General features: G+C 31.5%; 24 protein-coding genes. 5 read left to right on the forward strand and 19 right to left on the reverse strand.

Annotated elements, in window-relative coordinates; all coding sequences use genetic code 11:
* The 4 genes from queC to trmB all read right to left on the reverse strand — a co-directional run bounded on the left by queC (position 1) and on the right by trmB (position 3246).
* Positions 1–693, reverse strand: coding sequence for a 7-cyano-7-deazaguanine synthase QueC (gene queC, locus Q3V94_RS07070; protein WP_303526361.1), 693 nt, complete (start codon positions 691–693; stop codon positions 1–3).
* A gap of 12 nt (positions 694–705) precedes the next feature.
* Positions 706–1464: an acyl-CoA dehydratase activase gene (locus tag Q3V94_RS07075; protein ID WP_303526363.1), complete on the reverse strand. Its 759-nt coding sequence runs from the start codon at positions 1462–1464 to the stop codon at positions 706–708.
* 1 nt (position 1465) lies between these two features.
* A complete protein-coding gene (locus Q3V94_RS07080; RefSeq protein ID WP_303526366.1) occupies positions 1466–2455 on the reverse strand; it encodes a 2-hydroxyacyl-CoA dehydratase in 990 nt (329 codons plus the stop codon).
* A 140-nt stretch (positions 2456–2595) separates the two neighbouring features.
* Entirely contained in the window at positions 2596–3246 is a 651-nt protein-coding gene (gene trmB / locus Q3V94_RS07085; RefSeq protein WP_303526368.1) for a tRNA (guanosine(46)-N7)-methyltransferase TrmB, read from the reverse strand.
* Between the two features lie 134 nt (positions 3247–3380).
* Here trmB and Q3V94_RS07090 point away from each other — a divergent pair, with 134 nt between their 5' ends.
* Positions 3381–4481 carry an SLC13 family permease gene (locus Q3V94_RS07090; RefSeq protein ID WP_303526370.1) on the forward strand — a complete coding sequence of 367 codons (1101 nt, stop codon included), beginning with the start codon at positions 3381–3383 and terminating at the stop codon, positions 4479–4481.
* 17 nt (positions 4482–4498) lie between these two features.
* On the opposite strand, the gene Q3V94_RS07095 is transcribed toward Q3V94_RS07090, so the two are convergent.
* From Q3V94_RS07095 to Q3V94_RS07105, 3 genes are read right to left on the reverse strand one after another with little or no spacing between them, the layout of a single operon-like run.
* Positions 4499–4888, reverse strand: coding sequence for a nucleotidyltransferase substrate binding protein (locus Q3V94_RS07095; RefSeq protein WP_303526372.1), 390 nt, complete (start codon positions 4886–4888; stop codon positions 4499–4501).
* Positions 4889–4892: 4 nt separating this feature from the next.
* Positions 4893–5561: a TraX family protein gene (locus tag Q3V94_RS07100; protein ID WP_303526373.1), complete on the reverse strand. Its 669-nt coding sequence runs from the start codon at positions 5559–5561 to the stop codon at positions 4893–4895.
* A 17-nt stretch (positions 5562–5578) separates the two neighbouring features.
* Positions 5579–6454 (reverse strand): DMT family transporter, encoded by an 876-nt coding sequence (locus Q3V94_RS07105; RefSeq protein ID WP_303526376.1) that lies wholly within the window; start codon positions 6452–6454, stop codon positions 5579–5581.
* A 141-nt stretch (positions 6455–6595) separates the two neighbouring features.
* On the opposite strand from Q3V94_RS07105, the gene Q3V94_RS07110 reads away from it, so the two are divergent.
* Positions 6596–7912: a YjiH family protein gene (locus Q3V94_RS07110; protein WP_303526379.1), complete on the forward strand. Its 1317-nt coding sequence runs from the start codon at positions 6596–6598 to the stop codon at positions 7910–7912.
* Between the two features lie 55 nt (positions 7913–7967).
* On the opposite strand, the gene Q3V94_RS07115 is transcribed toward Q3V94_RS07110, so the two are convergent.
* Together Q3V94_RS07115 and Q3V94_RS07120 are read right to left on the reverse strand one after the other, a co-directional pair.
* Positions 7968–9275, reverse strand: a complete 1308-nt coding sequence (locus Q3V94_RS07115) for a DNA recombination protein RmuC (RefSeq protein WP_303526461.1) — start codon at positions 9273–9275, stop codon at positions 7968–7970.
* Positions 9276–9370: 95 nt separating this feature from the next.
* Positions 9371–9562 (reverse strand): hypothetical protein, encoded by a 192-nt coding sequence (locus tag Q3V94_RS07120; RefSeq protein WP_303526380.1) that lies wholly within the window; start codon positions 9560–9562, stop codon positions 9371–9373.
* Positions 9563–9610: 48 nt separating this feature from the next.
* On the opposite strand from Q3V94_RS07120, the gene Q3V94_RS07125 reads away from it, so the two are divergent.
* A complete protein-coding gene (locus tag Q3V94_RS07125; RefSeq protein WP_303526381.1) occupies positions 9611–10867 on the forward strand; it encodes a restriction endonuclease in 1257 nt (418 codons plus the stop codon).
* A 53-nt stretch (positions 10868–10920) separates the two neighbouring features.
* The gene (locus Q3V94_RS07130) at positions 10921–11931 is read left to right on the forward strand and encodes a DNA cytosine methyltransferase (protein WP_303526383.1); all 1011 of its coding nucleotides are present in this window, start codon (positions 10921–10923) and stop codon (positions 11929–11931) included.
* 111 nt (positions 11932–12042) lie between these two features.
* Here the strand turns inward: Q3V94_RS07130 and Q3V94_RS07135 are convergent, their stop codons facing one another.
* The 7 genes from Q3V94_RS07135 to Q3V94_RS07165 form a co-directional block, all read right to left on the reverse strand.
* A complete protein-coding gene (locus Q3V94_RS07135; protein ID WP_303526385.1) occupies positions 12043–12837 on the reverse strand; it encodes an energy-coupling factor ABC transporter ATP-binding protein in 795 nt (264 codons plus the stop codon).
* Complete coding sequence (locus tag Q3V94_RS07140; protein ID WP_303526387.1) at positions 12821–13672, reverse strand: energy-coupling factor ABC transporter ATP-binding protein; 852 nt, start codon at positions 13670–13672, stop codon at positions 12821–12823. Before Q3V94_RS07140 ends, Q3V94_RS07135 begins: the two co-directional genes overlap by 17 nt.
* On the reverse strand, positions 13660–14433 hold the full coding sequence (locus Q3V94_RS07145; protein ID WP_303526389.1) for an energy-coupling factor transporter transmembrane protein EcfT: 774 nt from the start codon (positions 14431–14433) through the stop codon (positions 13660–13662). Before Q3V94_RS07145 ends, Q3V94_RS07140 begins: the two co-directional genes overlap by 13 nt.
* Positions 14434–14495: 62 nt before the next feature.
* On the reverse strand, positions 14496–15095 hold the full coding sequence (locus Q3V94_RS07150) for a membrane protein (RefSeq protein WP_008909391.1): 600 nt from the start codon (positions 15093–15095) through the stop codon (positions 14496–14498).
* A gap of 111 nt (positions 15096–15206) precedes the next feature.
* Positions 15207–17369, reverse strand: a complete 2163-nt coding sequence (locus Q3V94_RS07155; RefSeq protein WP_303526393.1) for a hypothetical protein — start codon at positions 17367–17369, stop codon at positions 15207–15209.
* Between the two features lie 2 nt (positions 17370–17371).
* The gene (locus Q3V94_RS07160) at positions 17372–19480 is read right to left on the reverse strand and encodes an RND family transporter (RefSeq protein WP_274766797.1); all 2109 of its coding nucleotides are present in this window, start codon (positions 19478–19480) and stop codon (positions 17372–17374) included.
* 5 nt (positions 19481–19485) lie between these two features.
* Positions 19486–20088, reverse strand: coding sequence for a TetR/AcrR family transcriptional regulator (locus Q3V94_RS07165; RefSeq protein WP_274766796.1), 603 nt, complete (start codon positions 20086–20088; stop codon positions 19486–19488).
* A 178-nt stretch (positions 20089–20266) separates the two neighbouring features.
* On the opposite strand from Q3V94_RS07165, the gene Q3V94_RS07170 reads away from it, so the two are divergent.
* Positions 20267–20671 carry a hypothetical protein gene (locus Q3V94_RS07170; RefSeq protein WP_303526401.1) on the forward strand — a complete coding sequence of 135 codons (405 nt, stop codon included), beginning with the start codon at positions 20267–20269 and terminating at the stop codon, positions 20669–20671.
* An 11-nt stretch (positions 20672–20682) separates the two neighbouring features.
* Here the strand turns inward: Q3V94_RS07170 and thrB are convergent, their stop codons facing one another.
* From thrB to Q3V94_RS07185, 3 genes are all read right to left on the reverse strand, one after another.
* The gene (gene thrB, locus Q3V94_RS07175; protein ID WP_303526404.1) at positions 20683–21564 is read right to left on the reverse strand and encodes a homoserine kinase; all 882 of its coding nucleotides are present in this window, start codon (positions 21562–21564) and stop codon (positions 20683–20685) included.
* Between the two features lies 1 nt (position 21565).
* A complete protein-coding gene (thrC, locus tag Q3V94_RS07180; protein ID WP_303526407.1) occupies positions 21566–23047 on the reverse strand; it encodes a threonine synthase in 1482 nt (493 codons plus the stop codon).
* Between the two features lie 159 nt (positions 23048–23206).
* Positions 23207–24529, reverse strand: a complete 1323-nt coding sequence (locus tag Q3V94_RS07185; protein WP_303526410.1) for a methyltransferase domain-containing protein — start codon at positions 24527–24529, stop codon at positions 23207–23209.
* Positions 24530–24531: the final 2 nt, after the last annotated feature.

A 24531-nucleotide genomic window follows, 5' to 3' on the forward strand; every position in this document is an offset into this window, starting at 1 on the left:
TTACCTCCTAATAAGCGGATCTTGAGTTCCGTTAAGTTCAAAGGCCCTTTCCCTATCTATGCAAGTTGCACATCTTCTGCAGGGCTCCTCTTTTCCTTTATAGCAGCTCCATGTATGGGCAAAATCAACACCTAAATCAAGTCCCATCTTTACGATATCCTTTTTAGTTAAATTCCAAAAGGGCGCCTCAAGAGAAACCTCACCGCCTGTTCCTTCATATATAGCCTTTGCCATGTTTTCTATAAAACTTCCTGAACAATCAGGATATGCACTTCCTGCCGCATCGTCAGAATGGGCACCGTAAAAAATTTTAGACGCTCCAAATTGAATTGCAATGGCTGCAGCATAGGATAAAAATAGTCCATTTCTAAAGGGAACGTATGTTGAAACCGTTCCTTGTCCTCCCATCTCCTTTAGCTGTTCTGCGTATGATTTCTCAGGAATTTCTTTATCGCTACCTTCAAGCAAGGGACAATTATTTGAAAACTTAAATACGCTTGATAAATCTGCTGTAATATAATTTACTCCGTATCTTTCAGCCTGATACTTTGCAAATTCAGCTTCTTTTTTATGCTTTTGCCCATAAAATATGTTAAGGGCAGTTACGTTTTCACATCCATATTCCTTTACAACCTTTGCAAGTAAAACTGTGCTGTCAAGCCCTCCACTTGCCAATACCAATGCCTTTGTCATAATAACTCCTCCTTATCTTTTTAAACTTCCAAAATAACAGCAGCCTATGGCTCCGTTAAAATCTGGATCCCCTAACACCTTTATCTCATCAAAATCCTGCTTTAGGTATTCTATAAGAGCTCTATTTTTAGCAACCCCACCGGAAAGAAGTAAAAGCCTTCCTTTAAATTTTGAAAGAAGGGGCCTTAGCCTGTTGTATAAAGAATAGTTCACCCCTGCACAAAGACTTTCAAAGGAATGTCCCTCTGCAATTTTCCCGATAAGCTCAGATTCAGAAAAAACTGCACAGGTGGAATTTAATTCAACAGGATCCTTAAAAAAGCTGGATAAATCATCAAGGTTGGTTTCAAGTATCTTTGCCATGTTTTCAAGATATCTTCCGCAGGAAGCCGCACACTTATCGTTAAGCTCAAGGTCGGTTAAAATTCCTTTTTCAACCTTTATAACCTTAACGTCCTGTCCTCCAACGTCTAGAAGAATAAAGTCCTTAAGGTTTGTTTGATATATAGCACCATAGGCATGGGCCTTAAGTTCGTTTATTATCCTAAAGCTTTCTATATCAACATTGTTTCTACCGTATCCCGTTGAAACACCTATGTCAAAATCAGAAACTCCAAGCCTTTTAAAGTCTACCTTAAGCCTTCCGTCGAACCTACAGTATTCCTTATAAAACTTTACAGTGCTTATTTTAAACTTTTCCTTTATAATACCCTCCTCCATAAGTGCAACCTTTACAAATCTTGATCCCAAATCAATTCCTAATATCCTCAATTTAATCCTCCTTTAAATCCTTCAGCATATCCAAAAATGCTTCAATTCTTATCTTTGTCCTTGCATCAAGGGCGTTTAGCTTATCCCCTTCTATGTTTAAAACAGGAACATCAAGCTCCTTTTTAATGACGATATCATCAATTGCCCTATAACAAAAGGCTTGGGTATAGTGGATTACCCCATCTATTTTCCTTTCCTTTATCTGCCTTTTTATCTCCTTTAATCGGAAGCTTAAGCTATAAGGGTAGGTATAGTCGTAATACTGCTCATAAATATCCTTAACCTCATCAAACCTTGGAAAGGCAAATTCCCTTTGAACCTCGTTGTAGATGATTTGTGCATCTAAATTTTCAACAAAGTCGTATAAATCCCCCGTCATAGGCGGAACCCCTATATAGGCAAGCCTTAGTTTTTTAGGATTTGGATTTCTCTTTTTTATATCCTCCACTTTGTTTTCAAGTATTTTAATAAATTTTTCCACATCCCCATCAAAGTCTGATAAGGATACCTGATAAAGGTGGTTTTCAAAGCCAGTTGCTTTAAACTCTAAAGTTAGCTTGTCTATCTCCCTTGCAAGATATCTTCCCTTATTTAGTTTTTGTCTTACTCTTTCAGCTTCATCATACGTTACGTTAAACTGCCTTAAAAATTCATCTATGCTTCTTTTAACCTCCTCCTTTGTATGAAAAGTAGGGTATGAAAAGGGATAAATTTTAATTCCTCTTGATTTAAAAACTTCAACCAATGATTTAGTATTTGAACAGTCCCCTTCAACAACGCCTACAACTTCTTTAATATCATTTTCAATACATGCACCATATATTCCTTTAATCCAGGCACAAAGGCTTTTAGGGAAGCCATCCCTTTCAGCAAGTTCAATATATTTTGAATAGTCCTTAGAAGATATAAATGCATTGTTAAGGTCAATAACCTTATAACCTGCTGCATATAAAACTTCAATTGGGACTGTGGTTGTTATTCCTATTCTCATTTTGCACCTCCAATAAAAAAAGGGGCAGACCTGCCCCTATGAATTAAAAAAGGGCCAAAATGGCCCTTTAGTGCTTATGCCAGCACCAGGCCCATAGTTTTGTTTAGAGACAGGATGGTTTCGAACTGTCTTATTAAGTTTTAATACTTTGCAATCAAAAACATTATCCTTTGCCCAAAGGAGGAAAACTTCATCTCGTATTCCGTCATTATATTTTCTTTAAAATCGCTGTTATGAAGGTCATATGTTATATATTTTAACTCAAAACCCATCTCTTGAAAATAGGCAATAGAGTCGTTAAAAAATTCCTCATGATCCGTTTTAAACCAAATCTCAGAATCCTTTCTTAAAAAGTTTTTATATTTTTCCAAAAACCTTGGATGGGTTAGCCTTCTTTTGTTGTGCCTTTTCTTGGGCCACGGGGTGCTAAAGTTTAAGTAAATCCTTGAAATCTCATCCCTGTCGAACATCTCATCGACATAGGTTATATCTCCTATTATAAGGCGAACGTTTGAAACTTCTTTATTTATTTCCTTAAACTTTTCCTCAACCTTCCTTTTAGCATAAACTAAAACTTCATCCTTAATATCTATTCCTATAAAATTTTTGTCTTGATAAAGGGCTGCATTTTCTGATATAAATCTACCCCTTCCACAGCCAAGCTCAAGATAAATGTCATTGTCGTTCCCAAAAACGTCCTTCCATTTTCCCTTATATTCCTTAGGCTGAGTTACTACAAAGGGGCATGCTTCAAGCTCCGGCCTTGCCCACGGCTTATGTCTTAGCCTCATAGCCTTCCTCCTCTAAAGTATTATGCATTTTATAGTCTAACATAGATATGCATTTATGTCCACAAAATACTTGTTGGAAATAATTCTATTATAATATATAATCTTAATGGACAATATCAAAAGGGGGATTAAAATTGATAAACCAGTTTATAAACAAAGCAAAGGAAGATATAGTTCTTTTGATATCCTTTATGCTTGCTTTAATAACCTCATTTATTAGCCTTCCTAAAGTAGAATACATAGATTTTAAGGTTTTGATTTCTCTTTTTAACTTAATGATAGTTGTGGAGGCCTTTGAAAAGCTAAAACTTTTAGAAATGATATCTATAAAAATTTTAGATAGGTTTAACAACGAAAGAATTGTCTCTTTAATGCTGATACTTATAACATTTTTCTTTTCCATGTTGGTAACGAACGATGTTGCGCTTATAACCTTTGTGCCATTGACGCTGATCATCGCAAGAAAATCCAGCATAAATCCGCTTGAAATAATAATATTCCAAACCCTTGCCGCCAATATAGGAAGCAGCTTAACACCAATGGGAAATCCGCAAAATCTTTTTCTGTATTCAAAGTATAATATAAATCTTCATGAATTTATAAAAATTATGCTTCCCTTTGTCCTTTTAGGGCTTGTGTCTTTAATTTTAATTAACTTTATGATCCCAAACAAAAAAATAGATTTTCACATTGAAGAAGTTGAAATAAAGGATAGAAAAAGAACCTTAATATTTATACTACTTTTTATTTTAGTCCTTCTTTCAATTTTCAACTACTTAGACTACAAAATAGCCTTTGTTATAACTATATTTATTACCTTAATATTAGATAAAACACTTTTTAAAGAGGTAGATTATGCCCTTCTTTTAACTTTTGTTTTCTTCTTTATATTCATAGGAAATCTTTCACATTTTGGAATTATAAAAAATATAATTGAAAGGGTTTTAAACAGGCCAAAATCTACCTATGTATCATCCATAGTCCTTAGCCAGTTTATAAGCAATGTTCCCTGTGCCATTTTCTTATCTGGATTTACAAACAATTATAAGGAACTACTTCTTGGAGTTGATATAGGAGGTATGGGAACGTTAATCGCCTCCCTTGCCAGCGTAATTTCATATAAATTTTATGCTGAAAATTATAAAGCACAAAAGAAAATATACCTTATAAGATTCTCATTATACAATTTTTCAGCACTGATAATGTTTGGAATTATATTTTGGTTAATAATTTAAAGGGAGCTAAGCTCCCTTTATAAGCTTAATATTATTTGATCAAACTTTTTTAAAAGATCAATAAACTCTTTAACGTAACTTTCTTTTATATTAACATATATCCCTCTCGATTCTTCCTCATCATATATATGTGATGTTTTATTTCTATCTGTCAACATACTAATCCATTTATCTCCATTATCAATAAGTCCTATTTTAAAGGCCTCTCTTATAACACTCCTTGGGCTATTAGCCTCTATTCCTTCATGTTCTAAAAACTCCTTCATCAATTTCCAGCTCAATTCAAATGTAAACTCAAATCTTTGTATAATTCCATCGATTATAATATCATTTACTTCTTCAAAATTTAAAGCCTCAATAAGTCTATTAAGAGCATACTTGAAATTTTCATATCTCCATTCATTCATATTTTCACCTCAAATAGTTTCTTATAATTGCAATTATAGCAAGATGAAGAGGATAGAATAGGTAGAATAAATACTTAAGCCCTCTTCCCTTTTCTCCATTATATTGTTTTAAAAATACTAATGAGCCCATCCATAAGAATTGATAAAATCCTGCATGGGTAAGCATTTCTTTAAAGCCCAATGAAGCTAAATTAAGATCTATCATTCCTTGAAAGGCTAAAGTTAATATAGCAAACCATTTAACAAGCTCTTTAAAGTTATCCCTATACCTATAGAATATAAAAATAAGCATAACCCCAAAAAATCCATAATCGGTATTTGCATATTGGGCAAGGATAGCTATCAAATATACTAACCTCAAATCATTCCTTTTATCATAAATATAAATTGCATACAAACCTAATGCAAGGGTAAAGAAAATATTAAGGTATGCTTTACTCCCCGTTGCCATTGAAAAGGGAAGTTGTGATATTAAAGCAAAAGCAAACAGCCTGCCAAAATACGATGTCAAATCACTGGTTTTCCTATATCCTTCAGCAATAAAATAGGCAAATATGGGAAAGGCAAGTCTTCCTATAAGTCTAAAAATTAAAACATTCGGAAACAAAAAAGCACCAATATGGTCAATGAGCATAAAAATTATGGCTAAAATCTTTAAAAAGGTAGCATTCATAAAGGATCCCCCTCAAATTAATTTTTAATTCTCAATTTATCCCCAAAGGCAAAAACCGTTCCTAAAATTATAAACATTATCCCCAATAAAACATTAAATGATATTTTTTCACCAAGCATAAGAACAGAAAGAATAGGGGCAAGGGCTGGTTTGATAAAGAATACAAAGGATGATATCGCAGCACTAGTTTTTTGAATGGCATAAAGGTAGAATATATATCCTAATCCTGTTATAAATATCCCCATGTAAATTAAAACTAAGATGTTCTTTGAATTTATGCCTTGAAGTATTGGAACTTTAAACATAAGAAGTAAAATAAGTAAAACTATATCCCCTAGTATAAAGCTAAAAAAATTGAATATATATCCACCGTATATGGATATTCTTTTCTTACTAAGGACGCTGTATAAAGAAAAGGTTACTGCTGCTAAAAGTGCAATAAGCATTCCTTTAATATCATAGCTAATTTTAAGGGGATTAAATATAAATAAAACCCCAATAAAGCTTATTATTATAGCACCTATTGTCCTTTTGTTTATCCTTTCTCCCAATATGAAATATGAAAAAATAACCATAAAAATAGGGTTTGTGCTCATCATGACGGCTGCAGTTGACGCTTTAGTAAAATAAACCGAAAGCTGCAAAAGAGCCATTGATATAGGAATACAAAGGGATCCCTCAAGCAATAGAAACAAAAAATCGTCTTTTTTTAAAACTAATTGTCTCCTTTTAATATCCCTTATGGCAAAAGGAAAAAGTAATAAAGCACCTATCAAAAACCTTATAAAGGTTACTTGAAAGGCATTAAGCTGTCCAGAAATTAATTTTCCTGAAACCTCAATACTACTAAAAACAAAGGCCGAAAATAAAATGCTTAAAATCACTTTTTTCACGATTCATCCCCCACCCGTCATAAAACTCTAATAAAATTATAACTTAACAACTAAATATTATCTACATAATAAAATTAGACGAATTTTAGACGCTCTTGATGTAATATTATAATAATATAGTTAATAAATGGGAGGGGTATTATGCAAAGCAACATTAATCTGAAAACAGAAAACAGAACAACGTCCCTATTAAAATTTCTAATCTTCAGCTTTATTGGTATCTTCATGTTTTTTGTTAGTATTACAATTAACAAAAGCACAACCATACCTCTTGACCACATAGTAACTTACATCAGAAACAATTTACCAGCTCTTGCCTCTTTCTATGCTTTAATTGTTCTTTTCTTAGGTGCATTAATGCCATTTTATCGTAAGACATGGAACAAAGATAAGCTAACCTTAACTTTTTCAATTTTAAAAGTTATAGGCTTTATTGTAGGTTTGCTCATTTATTTTAAAGTTGGACCAAAATGGTTATTTGAAGCTGACATGGGACCATTCTTATACAACAAACTTGTAATACCAGTTGGTATTATTGTTCCAATCGGATCCGTTTTCTTGGCTTTCCTTGTTGGATATGGACTTTTAGAATTTGTAGGAGTTATAATGAGACCAATTATGAGACCTATATGGAAAACACCAGGAAGGTCAGCAGTAGATGCTGTTGCTTCTTTTGTTGGTAGTTATTCTATAGCACTTCTTATAACAAACAAAGTATTTAAAGAAGGAAAATACACTATAAAAGAAGCAGCAATTATTGCTACTGGATTTTCAACAGTATCAACAACTTTTATGATTATAGTTGCAAAAACATTAGGACTTATGGAACATTGGAATAAATTTTTCTGGATTACGTTAGTTGTAACTTTTATAGTTACAGCAATAACTGCAAGGCTTTATCCGCTTAAGAATAAGGATGATAGCTATATAAATGGGAAAGGAGATCCTGAGCCAGATTATAAGAATAATTTATTAAAAAATGCTTTTGACGAAGCTATAAAAGCTGCATCAAATGCACCTGGAATTTTTGAAAATATTTATATCAATTTAAGAGATGGTTTTAGAATGACTTTAAATATTTTACCTACTATAATGTCAATCGGCCTTATTGGACTTGCGCTTGCTAAATATACACCTGTTTTTGATATACTAGGTTATATTTTCTACCCATTTACATTACTACTTAGAATTCCAGAGCCTATGCTTGCAGCAAAGGCCTGCAGCGTCGAAATCGCAGAAATGTTCTTACCAGCTTTGTTAGCTGCTAATGCACCACTAATAACAAAATTCATAATTGGCGTTGTTTCAATATCAGCAATTTTATTCTTCTCGGCTTCAATACCATGCATTTTATCAACCGAAATACCAATTACAATACCTGAAATACTCGTGATTTGGTTTGAAAGAACTGTTTTGACCTTAATAATAGTTTCACCAATTGCATTTATTATTTTCTAGAAAGATAAAAGCACTTTATAGGATGATTATAAATATCCTATAAAGTGCTTTTTATTTATGCCGTTTCCTCTTCATCTTCCAAATCAATTTCAATTAACTTTTGACTTTCTTCAATTGGTAACTCCTCCACCTTCTTTAATTTTCTCTCTATTGTCCTTGTCTTTTTGGTTGCGTTTTCTATGCTATTACTTGCCTCTTGAAGCTTCTTTTGGGTTTTTTCAAGTATTTCTGCAAACTTACCAAACTCAGTTTTTATTGCCCCTAATATTTGCCAAACTTCGCTGGACCTTTTTTCTATTGCAAGGGTTCTAAAGCCCATTTGGAGGCTATTTAAAAGGGCAGTTATAGTAGTTGGTCCTGTTATTATAACCTTATATTCCCTTTGAAGTGTTTCTATAAGCCCTGTATTTCTTACAACCTCCGCAAACAAGCTTTCGGTTGGAAGAAACATGATAGCAAAATCCGTTGTGTTAGGTGGATCTATGTATTTTTCAAATATAGACTTTGCCTCACCCTTTATCCTTGCCTCAAGCTGTTTTCTTGCAGCATCGACGGCTTCCTTATCACCTAAATCCTGAGCATCTAAAAGCCTTTGATAATCCTCCTGCGGAAATTTTGCATCTATTGGAAGATAAATATACTTTTTAGTATCATCCTTTGAAGGAAGCTTAATGGCAAATTCAACAACATCCCTGCTTCCCTTTTTAGTTGCAACATTAACATCATACTGATCCCTTGTAAAAATCTCCTCAATTATATTGGCAAGCTGTATTTCACCCCATATACCCCTTGTTTTAACGTTTGTAAGGGCTCTTTTTAAATCGTTTATACCGCTATTTAAGCTCTGCATCTCTCCAAGCTGCTTGTAAAGGGCCTCCAACCTTTCGCTTATGTTTTTAAAGGATTCCCCAAGCCTTCTTTCCAATGTATTGTGAAGCTTTTCATCGACCGTTGCCCTCATTTCTTCTAGCTTTTTGTTATTGTCCTCTTGTATTTGCTGAAGCTTATTCTCAACCGATTGTCTTATCCTTTCAAGCCCCTCTGAATTTGTCTTTAAAAGTTCCAAAAGCTGCTTAAGGACTAAATCCAATTGGTCCTTTTGAAGGTTTGAAATACTATTTATCTGCTGATTTATTGTATCCGACATATTTTTTATGTTTTGAGATATCTCCTGCCTGTTTTGGAAGGATAATTTATTATTTTCCTCCCTATTCTTGCTCATCTCATCCCTAAACGTTCCTTCTAATTTGTTTTGAAGATTATCAAACATTATTTTAAACTGGTTAAGGTCTATATTTGTGCTACCCTTTTTAAAAAAAGCAATAATTTGAATTAGCAAAATTAAAGATAATAAAACTACCATTAAAGTTTGCACAAAACCACCCCCCAATTAAAAATTCTACATATTTGTAACAAATCCTTCTTTTATACAAAAAATTCCGCCTAAATCGGCGGAAGTCACATCCCCATTGTCTTATCAAGCATATTAAACATAACATAAAGAACATACATAATTATCAAACCAGCAATTCCCCATAATATACCTAGAAGATAATTTGTTTTAGGTTTTAACGCGTCTGCAATTTCTTTAATATAAATGTTGTCATTTATTAACGCAAATAAAAATGAATAATCTGCTAAGTAATGCAAAAACTTATAAAAAGAAAAATAAACTTATCAAATAAAAAGGTGATATGTATGCAACAAAGTCTAATAAAAAGATATAAAACTACTTTAAAACCCAAAACTAAAAATCAGCCTATAAAAAACAATCAAAAAATTATTTCTTTTAATGATTTAAATGACTCTGATCTAATTGTTGATGCATTATATAAAGGTGGTAACAAAAATAATATTTCTGATGATCCTATAAGCAAACTATTAGGATGTGGCAATCTAGGTGGATTTAGAATAAGAAAAAATTCTATTAAAAAGAACAGCAACGATCTATCAAATATAGCTTTTGTAATTCTTTACACAGATTTTTCACAATCAGGATGGGAAGATTACCTAGATCTTGAAAAAGGTATTTTTATTTATTATGGTGACAATAGAGAATGTGGTGATACTTTACTCAATACTAAAGGCAATCAAATTCTAAAAAAAGTTTTTGATTCTTTACATACAAATAACAGAGATATAATCCCCCCATTTTTTATATTTTCTAAAGCATCTCAAAAAAGTAGAGATGTTATTTTCAGAGGCTTAGCAGTTCCTGGAGCTAATAATTTAACTGAAAAAGATGATCTCATTGCAGTATGGTCATTACAAAATAATTTAAGATTTCTAAATTATAAAGCTACATTTACAATATTAAACGACATAGTTATTTCTAGAAAATGGATTATAGATCTTATAAATGGTAATAAAATTACTGAATCAACACCAAAAAATTATAAAATCTGGGTTGAAAACGGTATATATAATCCACTATGTTGTATTAATAGCAAAAAGATTCGAACCAAAAAAGATCAATTACCATATAATGATATAGATAGAAAAATTATCGAATTAATTTATAACTACTTCGACGATTATAGTTTCGAAGAATTCGCTGCAAAATTATTTCAGCTTTCAGACAATAATGTAATAGAATATCAATTAACACGAAAATGGAAAGATGGAGGGAGAGATGCTATTGGGAAATATAGAATTGGTCTTGATCAAAATAATATTATAGTAGAATTTGCCTTAGAAGCAAAAAAATATAAACTCAAGAATGCAATTACATTAAAACATACAACAAGATTAATTTCCAGATTAAAATATAGACAATTCGGAGTTTTAGTCACTACTTCTTATGTTAGTAATCAAGCATATAAAGAAATTATAGAAGATGGTCATCCAATATTAATAATATCAGCAAAAGATATTGTAGAAATTCTAAAATCAAAAGGATTATCAACTACAGATAAGGTTCGGAAGTGGTTAGAAGAAAATTTTCCTAAGGAATAAAATAAATTATTAAAATATATAATGTAGTGTATCAAAATTTAGGGGATGGGAGGTTGAAAAGAAATTTTACCGTTATTGATTTGTTTTGTGGTGCAGGTGGTTTTTCATACGGTTTTAAAAAAAATAACTTTAAAATATTACTTGGCATTGATAACAATGAAGATGCAATCGAAACTTATAAACACAATATTAAAGCCAAAACTTTGTTATATGATATTAATAATTTGAATCTAAAAATATTAAAAAAAAACATAAATAGCAAATGTGTAGACGTTTTAATCGCAGGTTTACCATGTAGACCATATAGTAGAGCAAATAAGAAAATAAGAGAAGAACAACATCATGAAGGAAATTTATATAAAAAGTTAGTTGAATTTATTAACGGTCTAAAACCAAAAATATTTTTAATAGAGAATGTTCCTGAATTTGTTTCTAATGGTAAGTCAAAAGCATATAATTATTTAATAAATATCCTAAATAATTTTATAATAAACTATAATATCATTGACTTAGCTGATTATGGTTTACCTCAACATAGAAAGAGAGTTATAATTTATGGAATAAACAAACAACTTAGTAATACTAATTTTAACTTTCCAAAACCTATAATTAATAACAAAAACTATGTTAAAGTGGAAGAAATTTTTAAAAATCTCCCTAAGCCATGTTCACATCATAATTTGCATAATCACTATGCTGTTAACATAGAAGAAAATACACAAAAAAATATAATTAACATACCTCCAGGTGGCAATTATAAAAATATACCTAATTTATCTCAAAAGAAATATCATGAAAATTACTATTATAAGTTAGATCCTTTAAAACCATCAAAAACATTAACATCATCTGTATATAAAAGCCACTTTTCTCATCCATATTGTAATAGAATTTTAACTGTTAGAGAATGTGCATCTTTACAAGGTTTCCCAATAGATTATGAATTTAAATCAAATACTGATTCTATAATAAGCATGTATAATCAAGTAATAAATGCTGTTCCACCAATTTTCTCTGAGATTATAGCTAAAAATGTTTTTGATTTTTTAAGTATAAATATTTAAATTATTCAATAAATTAAATTAATCATATTAAAATCCGCCTATTCTGGCGGATTTTAATATGTTAATTTCTATTATTTCGTAAAGCTTTATATCCATAACAAAAAAATAATTTTATAAAATTTTATAATTTATAGCTTCTTCTAAATTCAAAACAGTCTCGCTAAAGCCCAATCTTTTAAAAAGCTGCGTTATATACGGAGGTTCTAGATGAGCTGTTTTTAAAATATCTTCTTTTGAAAAAACTTCTTTAGTTGGGCCATCAAGAAGAACTTGTCCCTGGTTGAATACTATCGTCCTTTCAAAGGTTTCTGCAACAAAATCCATGTCATGGGTTATGGTAATAACAAGCTTTCCTTCTTTTTTTAACTTTTTTATTATATTTTTAATCTTTTCCCTTGATATAAAATCCTGTGCAATAGTCGGCTCATCTAAAATTATAATATCGGTATCCATCGCTAAAATTGATGCAATGCTAATTAACTTTCTTTCAGAAAGGGTAAGGTCGTATGGGTTTTCATCAGCCTTTTGTAAAAGTCCAACAAGTTCAAGGGCCTTTTTGGCATTTTCAAAGACTAAATTCTTATCTTGTCCAATATTCAATGGCCCAAACATAACCTCATCTAAAACCTTATTCTTAAAAATCTGATCATTTGGATTTTGAAAAACAAGGCCTATTATAGATGCTAATTTAGCAACTGTGGTTTCCTTTGTGTTTAATCCCTTTATAAATATATCACCCTTTTTAGGCTTTAAAAGACCCTTTAAAAGCTTTACAAAGGTCGTCTTTCCTGCACCGTTTTGACCTATAATTGCAGTTGATCTATAATCAAACTCTAGGTTTATCCCCTTTAAAACATCTTCTCCTTCTTTATAGTAAAAATATAAATCTTTAACTATTATGTTCACGTTTCTTCACCACCAAATTAACAGCTTCATCTAAAGTAACAGGATATAATCCCCTTTCATCCTTTAAGCCTATCTTTTTGCAATACCTTGTAAAAACAGGCTCTACTACTCCATAATCCTTCAAATCATCCCTCGAGAAGATCTTTGATGGAGTGTCAAAATCTATTAGTCTTCCATCGTGAAGAAGCATTATTCTATCGGCATATTCAGAAAGCTTCTCAACCTTATGTTCAACCATGATTATGGTTATCCCCTTCTTTTTAAGGTCGGAAACTGCCTTAAAAACTTCATTTGACCCTTGAGGATCAAGCTGAGATGTTGGTTCATCTAAAACAATTATCTTAGGCTGCATTGCAATTATGCTTGCAATAGCTAGCCTTTGCATCTGCCCTCCTGATAAATCAAAGGGATTTTTATCCTTGTGCCTATATAGATCCAAAAGCATAAGAGCATCATCAATTCTTCTTTTCATCTCTTCCCTTTCAAGCCCCATATTTTCAAGCCCAAAGGCAACTTCTTCATATACAGTAAGTTTAGAGCCTGTTATTTGAGTAAATGGATTTTGAAAAACCATACCTATCTTTAAGGATATTTCACTTAAGTTAGATTTTGCAACTTCGACATCATCTATAATTACCCTTCCACCATAGGCTCCTTTAAAAAATAAAGGGACGATACCTGTGAGAGCCTGGCAAAGGGTTGATTTCCCAGCTCCATTAGCCCCTATGATTCCTATAAATTCCCCCTCGTTTATCTCAAAGGATATATCATTTAAAGCTAGCTTTTGGGATAAAGGATATCTATACTTTAAACCTTCAACAACTATTTTAGCCATACTAACCTCCAAACTATAGTAAAAATGATTAAAGCAATAATTAGATATCTTATCAATTTATCCATAGAAGTTTCATTATGTTCATTTAAAAAGGTCTTCTTGATATTTGAATTAAATCCCCTCATTTCAAGGGCCATAGCCCTTTCCCTTGTTGAAATTAAAGAATTCATAACGGCAGGACCAATGAGTGGAATAAAGGCCTTTAGTCTTTTTATTAATTTTCCTTCCGTCTCAAGCCCCCTAGACCTTTGTGCGTCTAAAATGGTATCCATTGTCGATAACATTTGAGGAATTATCTGAAGGACGGAAGCTAAAACATAACCAAGCTTAGGAGATAATCCTCTTCTTACCAGGTTTTCAATTAAATCGGATGGTTTTGTAGTAAGAATAAGAAGGGAAAAGGCACATAATATGTTTAAGACTCTAAGAATTAATAAAAAAGAATAAATGATTCCTTCTTTATAAAAAACAAATTGACCTATATTAAATAAAGGAATTTTATTACTAGGATTAAAAAGTCCCTGGATTATAACTATTGTTACCAAAACAATCAAACTAAAGCTTATTATAGGAAATACATTTTTTATAACCTTCCCTATTGCAAGAAGCAAGAAGGAAAATACTAAAGTTAATGTTAAAATCTTAAAATCAGAAATTAGCATCGTAATTAAAATTGATGCTAATATATATAGTATTTTGTTTAATGGATCGATTTTATGGATTATAGTATCTTTATCTTTATATAAGCTCATCATCCTCATTTTAGCACCTTCCTAACATAAATTAGAGAATATATTTGCCTTGGCAAATATATTCTCTAAAATTAAAGCCTTTCAATTTCATCATCGCTGCTGTAAAGGTTTATAAGGCTCTTTGGAAGCCCTTTATATATTAAAAAGCTTATTACTAAAGATGCCACCTTATCTGGAAGGTCAACAACAAACTCATCTAAGAAGGAGGCAAGCCACATTGGAAATTTTTTAGCCATAAGGGATGCAAATAGGGCATCTCCCCAAATATTACCTGTTTGTCCTCCCCAGAAGGCTATGTTTATTGGTGTTGAAACGATGGCTGCAACAAGAGCAACTATTATTCCCGATAAAATTGCAAGATAAATATTTTTTATAAGTCCCCTATACATCAATATGCCTACAGTTATTCCTATTGCTATACTGGTTATAGCATAAACAAAGGAAATAGGATCCATTGTAAGTCCATAGATTATGTTGTTGATTGCACCGCTTAAGGCACCGATTATTGGCCCCGCCAGCATGCTTGCAAGCATCGTTCCAATTGAATCTAGCCACAAAGGCAACTTAAGAAGTCCTGCAAAAAGCTTTCCTATGTAGTTAATACCAACTGCTGCAGGAATTAAAACCAATGATGCCGTTGAAAACTTAAAGGACCAAAGCTTTTTACTCATAAAAAATCCCCCTTTCGTGATTTTATTATACTACAAAGGCCTTAATTTTGTCTTTAAAATTATATCGACAATTTTTATTACTGTCTTAAATCACGAAGGGGGTAGTATATATTAAAACATTTTCTTTAAATAATCGATTAATCTTTCAAAGATGTTCTTGTTTTCTTTTATAACCTTTGTTTGTGAAACTTCTTCAACTTCGTCATATTTTATTTCTTCGGTTCTCATTATAAACTTCACGCTTCCCTCCATGTCCCTTGAAAGGCCTGAGAAGGTGCCATAGTTTTTAGAAAGCCTTACAACTTCATCCTTCCTCTTTAATATTTCATTTATATCACCAAACTTGCTGCTAACTTCTGAATCCATCTTGTATATTCCTTCTTCTTTGTATTTAGTAAAGTTTTTATCGAATTCTTCTAATCCATCAGAAAGTTTCTTGGCACCTTCCGTTAATTTTATACTTCCTTCTTTAGCCGAATCTATACCTTTTGAAAATTCATCATAACCACTATATAACTTATTAGAGCCTTTACTTAATTCATCTAGACCACCTTTAAGGTTGTTAGAACCTTCATAAAGGGCAGCTACAGATGGAACTATTTGCTTTAGGCCTCCAGCTAAATTTTCTGAACCCTTTTGTAATTTTTCGGCCCCATCCTTTAGTCCTAAACTTCCCTTCTGCATCTCAATTGCATAATCCTTTAATGTATCTCCAGCTGATGAAAGGGCCTTCGCACCATATAATGCCTTCTTTTGTCCTTCATTTAAGGCTTTGAGGGAATTATTTAAGTTTTCTGTCCCTGTTTTTATTTCATAAATCCCCCTTTGAAGCTCATCAAGGGCTAAAACATAATCTTGTCCCGACTTTAACATAGCTTGAAGATAATTTCTTTGTTCCTCTAATCCAGCATTTAACTTATCAGCTATACCTTCTGCACCTGGGATATTTGATAATAAGGAAACTAAACCTTTTAAGGAGTCTATCCCTTTTATTAAAAGTTCATAATAGGAATTTTCTTTTTCTTTAGATTCCTTTAACTTTTTTATAACCTCTAAGCTTTTGCCTAAACCTTCAACTATCCTATTTTCCCCATTTTTTATCTCCTCTGTTGCCTTGACTATATCCTCAAGCCCATTTTCTAATGCCTTTGTATTTTCCGAAAGCATCGATGCTCCCTCTGAAAACTTTACAGCACCATCTGCAAACTTTTTAGCATTATCGGCATAAGATACTGTTCCGTCTGCAAAACCATTTAAGTTACCTTCTATATTTCCTAACCCATCCTTTAACTTGCTCAAACCTTCATTTAATTTTAATGAACCATCGTAGGCACCTTTAGCACCAATTGCTATACTTTGAATTCCGTCCTTAACATCCTTTGAAGCTGAAGAAAGCTTATCAAGACCGTCTGTTAACTTATTCATATTATTATAAAGCTCTTTAGAACCTTCTGAGAGTCTTTTTGAACCAGCGTTTAGCTTTTCTGTTGCTTCCTTTATCTTTTTAATTCCGTCTATAAGCTCATTAATATCGTTTGCTCCCTCTATTTTATCGATATTTACCATCTTAGGCGTTGCTGTAATCATTATTGGAGATAATCTAAACTTTTTTGCATCTGCTTCAATAATTAATTTATCGTCAATATCTAATAAATTACTCTTTAAGTTTAAGCTCTCTTTAAGTCCTGGAAAGCTTATAAAGGTTACTACTTGGTTATTACCATCTGAAAAGACCTCCCCTGAAGATACCTTTACATTTTTAAAATTATCAAGGGGTAGATTAACAACTGCAACTACTGTAAAGGGCGTAAATACTTTTTTATAATCTCCGTCTATTTTAACTTCATGCTCATCGTTGTTTTTAAAATTTAATTCTATTTTTACTCTACCACTTTTCCCTGCAAGATCTTTAGGCTCTACTTTTTTTCCATCTAGATAATAGTCTATATTAACTTCTATTGGCAACTTCTTATTAGTAGTTCCTTGGTAGAATAGGTCATTATTTTGTAAAGTCCAAATTAAAGTTTCACCTTCCTTTTTAGGCACTTCATCCCCTTTAACGTTGACAATATTATTTAATATTGACCTATCCTTTATTTCAACATTTATATCATCCGAATGAATCCAGTCACTAACTATTACATCCTTTGTTTCTCCCTTTGAAGATAAAACAACATAAACCGATTCATCTTTTTTAACTGCTGCATAACCTATATTAGTAAATACAACCATTAAAGCTAATATAGATGCTAATAATTTTTTAAAATTCTTCATCGTCATTCACTCTCCTTTGCGAGCTTAAGTTTTAATGATGGTTTTTTATCCCAGTTTTTGCTGGTAGCTGAGATAATTCCTTCACTAATAATTAAAATAGAAGGAAGGATAAATATTATTACAACCATACTAATTAGAGCTCCTCTTGCAAGCATTTTACAAAGAGTTTGAATCATGTCCATCTTAGCAATTAATCCAACACCAATAGTAGCAGAGAAAAATGATAGAGCACTTGTAAGGATTGATCTACCCGAAGATTGAACTGCAATCCTCATGGCATCAAACTTATTAAGCCCTTCCCTAATTTCCTCTCTAAATCTTGTTGATAAAAGTATCGCATAGTCCACCGTAGCTCCAAGTTGAATACAGCCGATTACTATTGATGCTACAAATGGTATCGTCTGTCCCATAAAGAATGGGATTGCCATATTTATGAATATTGCCAGCTCTATGCAAAGAACCAATATTATTGGAAGGGATAATGAAGTAAATACAAACATAATTATTCCAAATATTGCAATTATAGAAACCCAACTTGCCTTTTTAAAATCTTTGTCAGCCAGTTCTATAAGGTCCTTTGTTAGGGGTCCTTCACCTGCAACTAAACCTGTTTTATCATAGCTTTTTACTATTGAATTTATTCTATCTATTTGCATGTTTTCTTCATTAGATGCCGCCTTATACTTTGAAGTTACTATAATAAGCTTATACCCATTCTTTGAAGCAAAGCTTCTTATATCCTCCGGTAAAAATTTTTCAGGAATTCTATTCCCTACAAACTTATCATAGGCTATCACCTTTTCAACCCCATCGACCCTTTCAATTTCCTTTACCATGTTCCTAACCTTATATGCAGGAATTTTATCTTTAATAAGGATCATATGGGTTGTTGTCATATTGTATTCATTTTTTAATTTATTAGTTGCAACCACTGATTTTAAATCCTTCGGTAAAGATTCATCTAAGTTATAATAAACATTTGTGCTGGCCTGACCTATAAAGGCTGGGATAAATACTAATATAGCTAATATTGCAAAAACTTTATAATATCTCGTTACTAAACTAGCAGTCCTATTAAATTCAGGGAGTAATACCTTGTGTTGATATTTATGAATCTGCTTATCAAAGGTCAATATCATAGCAGGAAGAACAGTAACCGTCGTTAAAACCCCTATAAATACACCCTTTGCCATAACTATTCCCATATCTTTACCTATTCCAAGGCTCATAACAGTTAAAGCTAAAAAACCTGCAATAGTTGTTAAGGAACTTCCTGTTATAGCCGAGAAGGTAGAAGCAATCGCTTCAGCCATAGCCTCTGATTTATCTTCAAATTCTCTTTTTTCCTCTTCATATCTATGAAGTAAGAATATTGAATAATCCATAGTAACTCCAAGCTGTAAAACTGCCGCTAATGCCTTTGTAATATAGGATATTTGACCTAGGAAAATGTTTGTTCCAAGGTTATAAATAACAGCAAAACCTATGCTTAAAATAAATATTATTGGTATTATATAAGATTCCATTGCAAGGGCCAAAACTAAAAGGGTAAGAATAACTGCCAAAAGAACATAAATTGGAGTTTCTTTATCTGCAAGATCTTTAGTATCTTTGATTATCGCTGCTACGCCTGCAAGAAAGCAATCCTTGTCTGCTATCGACCTTATACTTTCTATTGCCTTCATGGTAGTTAAGCTTGATGCTGGCTCGTTAAATTGGATAAAAAGCAAAGTTGAATTTCCCCTATAAAAAACCTCCTTAATATCTTCAGGCAAAAATTCTTTAGGAACTGTTGAATCCAAAATATCGCTTATCCATATAACCCTTTCCACACCCTTAACCTTTTCAATCTTGTCCTTTAATTTTAAAACATCCTTCGTCTGCATATTTTCAACTATAAGCATAGCTGTTGCTGCATTGTTAAAATTTTTCTCAAGTATTTCCTGTCCCTTCATGGTATCTAAATTTTTAGGAAGATAGGTTAAAATATCATAATTTACCTTCGTATTTACAAAACCAATAAAAGAAGGAATTAAAAGAAATACTGCGATGATCAATGTAGGAATACGATGTTTTGCAATCCAGCGTCCTAATCTTTTCAAGTCCACCATCTCCTTTATTTTGTTAATATTTTACGGACAACATTAAAAAGGTATGGTTTCATATTATTTATATCTTCAGGTTCATTTAAAATTAGGCAACTATAGGTAACGGAACTTACAAGCTCCATAATCATAAAAATATTTCTTTCAATCTCATCCTCAGTAAAGCCTTTATTTTTAAAGTTTTCTATTATTATGTTCTTTAAATTATTCATCTCTTCATATTCCTCAGGTCTTGCCAATGCCTTTCTAAAAAGTCCCCAGGATAAATTTTTGTAAATAAGCTTTAATAACCTTTTGTTATTCTTAAAGTATTCGATGATGTAATCTATAAAGTTTATCATATTCTCTATAAAATCATCCTCTTGTTTTTCCTTTGTTTTCTCCAATGCTTCCCTAATTACCATGCAGCTTTTTGAAAGAATGAGCCTGTCTAAAATGTCGTATTTATCTTTAAAGTAAAGATAAAATGTTCCCTTTGCCACACCAGCATCCTTTACTATGTCATCTATTGCTGTTTCGTTAAAGCCTTTGTTTAAGAAAAGGTTAAAGGCCGATTCGAAAAGTTTTATTTGCTTTAGTTTTTTCTTGCTTGAAATATCTTTTGTATCAACCATACAATATCCTCCAATTGTTTTTTATTTATATTTTTCCCAAAATAAATTGACTATTAGTCATTTGTTCGACAATATTAATATACTCCTAAAATGACTAATAGTCAATTTTGTTTTATTAAATTTTTATGAACTAATTGTTAACTTATGGTATAATTAAATAAAAAGGGAAGGTGATGTTATGTGCTACTTTATGTTTGCAAGGACAAAAAATAGATTGCCGGAGGATGTTTTAAGGCAAAATGAAGTGGACAATTTATATGTAACGGATATAACAGGGGAAGTTGAAATAGACGATGGTTTTTTATATCACATAAGCAACGGACATTGTGCCTGCGATATAGTTATTAGCTCCTTTAGCAGAATAGACAACGTAAAAAACGTCCTACAAAACATAGAAAAAGATTTTAAATTTATAGTTATAAACAGCGATGACGAGGATGTTGAGGTCATTCTTGGAAACAAACAGGATTTTGATGAATTTTTAAATAGCTTTCCCAAAAAAGAAATAATCCTTGATGAACTATTAGAAATTTATCCTAACTTTTTAGAGTTTGATACCCTTTATATTGTAAAACAAAAATAGGGCAACCTGCCCTATTTTATTATTTTAGCCCCTTCATAATCTATATTTACTTCCTTAACTATCCAGCTTCCTTCAAAATTATATATATCCTTTTCTATTTTTGCTTTAAAATCCGTATTCTCCTTATCAACTATAGCCATAAGAGTAGATCCAGAACCGCTTATAAAAACTGCAAGGCTGCCTAAATCTAAACATTTCTCTTTTATAGTATCAAAGCCCCTTATAAGCTCCTTTCTATAATCCTCATGTATTTTGTCTCTACAGGCTATTTTTATATTATCATTTCCCTCAATAAAGGAAGTTATAAGAAGGGAAACCCTACCTATGTTAAAAACTGCATCCTTATAATCTATAACCTTTGGCAAAACCTTTCTTGCCTTTTCCGTTGAAACTGTAAATTGAGGAATTAAGGCATAAAACTTAAATCTATCTGCAACCTTGATTTTATTATAATAAACCCTATCCCTTTCATAAATTGCTGCCGTCATACCTCCAAGTAAGGCAGGCGTTACATTGTCAGGATGTCCTTCTATTTGAGTTGCAATATTTAGAATTTCCTCCTTTGAATAAACACGTCCTACAAGTTCATTCGCCGCCAAAAGGCCTCCAATTATACAAGCAGCACTGCTTCCAAGACCCCTTGATATAGGAATCTTACTATCAACTTTTATTTTAATTCCCCTTGGTGAATATGATGCACTTTCAAATATCCTTTTCATAGATTTATAAATTAAGTTATCCTCGCCTTTAAATTTATCGTCACATCCCTCTATAACTAGTCCTTTTTCTATTTCTTCGACTTCTATATAACAATAAAGATCCAATGCTATTCCTAAACAGTCAAACCCTGGCCCTATATTAGCAGTTGTAGCCGGAACCCTTACTTTAACCATATTAATCCCCCTTAAGTATATCCTTTATCACATCATAAATTTCCCCTTTATCAATAACCTTGTTATGCAAAACCCTTTTATTATTAAGCTCAACTATTTGTTTTGGAATAGATGTTTTTGTAAGCTTTGACAATTCATCAGCAAGCATAAATTCATCACCATAAGGCTCTTTTAAAGTAATGGCTTTATAAACAGATGCTACGAATTTATATGGACTTGCAGTTGAAGCTATAATTGTCTTTGTATCGTCATCGGTATCCTTTAGATACTTTTTATAAACGTTTAATGCAACAGCAGTATGAGGATCAATAAGATATCTAAGATTTAAAAAGGCCCACCTTATTTCAGAGCATGTCTCCTTATCGTCTGCAAAATTAGCATAAAAATCCTTTAAAGAATCCATATATTTTTCTGAAAGCTTAAAGCATCCAAATTCTTTTAAATCCCTCATTAGGGCTCTAATTATATCCTCATCCTCACCACAGGCATCATATAAAAATCTTTCTAGATTGCTGGATACTAAAATGTCCATGGAAGGAGATATTGTTGTATAAAAATTTCTTCTAATGTCATATACTCCACTCCTTAAAAAATCATAAAGAACATTATTTTTATTTGATGCACATATTAGTTTATTAACCTTAAGTCCCATCTTTTTTGCATAATAGGCAGCAAGTATGTTACCAAAGTTTCCTGTTGGAACAACTATATTTACATATTCCCCTTCAGATATTTCCCCCATTTTTAAAAGTTTTAAGTAGGCATAAAAATAATATACTATCTGTGGGAAAAGCCTTCCTATGTTTATTGAATTTGCAGAGGATAAAGCATAACCCCTTTTATCGATTTCTTCATTGAAGTGAACATCCGAAAAAATCTCCTTTACAGCCCTTTGGGCATCATCGAAATTGCCGTTTATTCCAAAAACAAATGTATTTTCTCCCTCTTGAGTTGTCATCTGCAATCTTTGAATGTTGCTAACCCCTTTAGAAGGATAAAAAACTATTATCTTAATCCCCTCTATATCCCTAAAGGCCTCAAGGGCAGCCTTTCCTGTATCCCCAGATGTTGCTGTTAGAATTACTATCTCCTTTTTAATATTTTCTTTTAATTTTGCTTCTTTTAAAAGGTATGGGAACAACGATAAAGCCATATCCTTAAAGGCAAGGGTTGGTCCATGGAATAGTTCGAGAAAATAAAACTTATCCTTCTTTACTAAAGGAGCTATTTCTTTTGTATCAAACTTATCATCATAGGCCTTAGTTATACAATTTAAAAGTGTGTTTTCATCAAAGTCATTAAAATAATTTTTAAGAATATAAAATGCAAGTTCGTTATATTTTTTATTCATAAGTTCTTTGAAATTCCATTCTAACTTAGGAAACTCAACAGGAACAAACAATCCTCCATCATCAGATAATCCCTGAATTAAAGTTTTTGTAGACGTTAACCTTATATTCCCCCGCGTGCTTTTATACTCCATCATAACCCTCCATTTTTATAATTTTCTTAAAATTATAACACAAAAAATAAAAAGCCCAAATAGGCTTTAATAGGCTTTTTATTTTTATAAACAACTTCAATAACTTGTAGTTCATCCACATATTTGTCAAATTTTTAAAATTATTAAGAACCGTCCCCATCAATAGAATAGTTGTAACTTTGAATTGATATCTAAGATCATATTAACATTATTCTTTTTCTTAATAACCTTCAATTTTTTTATACTTATCTTTTCTCCCATATTTAATTTTTTAATAGCTTCTTTTGTATCATTTAAAGCACTTTCATCTATTTTAATCCAATAATCTTTATTCGGCATCGTTCCATCACATATACAAAAACTTAAATTCTTATTAGATTTTTTCTTTACTATACCTTTAATATTTGCTCGAAATTCTTTTTCTTGATGTTCGAATATCTCCTTTATTGTAAAAAAACTCTGTTTATTCCTCTCAATGCGATATTTATATAGACCATCCTTTCTTAAAACTGTATAATTATATGCCACATGTTCTCTATTTTTAAACTTTTTAAGTCCTTTTGAAAGTAAAAATTCGATTAATTCAGGCTTTTTAACTTCCATTATATAAGTAGAAAAGCATGCACAATTTATTTTATCTCTATCTTCCCATATAGGAATGCAAGGTGAGAAAATATTATATATTCCTTCATTAACTAATTTGTTTCTGATTTTTTTAAAACTTATACATTCAAACTCGCTACCTGGTTCAATGATAATTAAGGATCCATCGTCGTTTAAATTATCCCTTAAATTTTTTAATAATTTAAAGGCATCAAAATCTTTTTCATGCTCAAAATGGTTTATGAAATTGCTCATGCTGATAATATCATATTTAAAATCTTTTTTTATTATAGAATCATCCTTTACATTTGCTACTAAACTATTAACTTGAACTTTTAAATTTTTAGGCAATAAAACCTTACTTATTAAATAATTAGCGTAATCTATGAATTTTTTTTGCGAATCAATTAAATGAAAACAAATAACAAATTCCTTATCTTTTAAATTCTCAGCAATTATTTTATAAAATTCAATAATCCCTAAAGGCAGAGTAGCAGGACCTGTTCCAACATCCAATACCTTTATTTTATTTTTCAATTCTCCAACTATAAGCAAATCAACAAGAGGCTGCCAAACTTTATACATATTATTAGGCAAATAATACCAAATATACGTTATATACTTATCAGAATAATCGGTTTTAGAAGGAACCTTATACAAATTATCTATAATATTAATAACCTTTTTAATAAATTTATCTTCTATTAACTCCAAGTCATTAAGATCATTGTATTTTCTTTTAAAGCCACCTTCTTCAAAAATCAAATCAACAATTGCATTTTGTATATAAAAAGGAACTTCCTTATCTTCATCCTTAATGTAAAATATTCTTCTAAGGTCATCCTTTTCAACATGTATTTTATCGTCTAATAATATCATCT

The organism is Caloramator sp. CAR-1 (assembly GCF_030546345.1).
Taxonomy (GTDB): Bacteria; Bacillota; Clostridia; order Clostridiales; family Caloramatoraceae; genus Caloramator; species Caloramator australicus.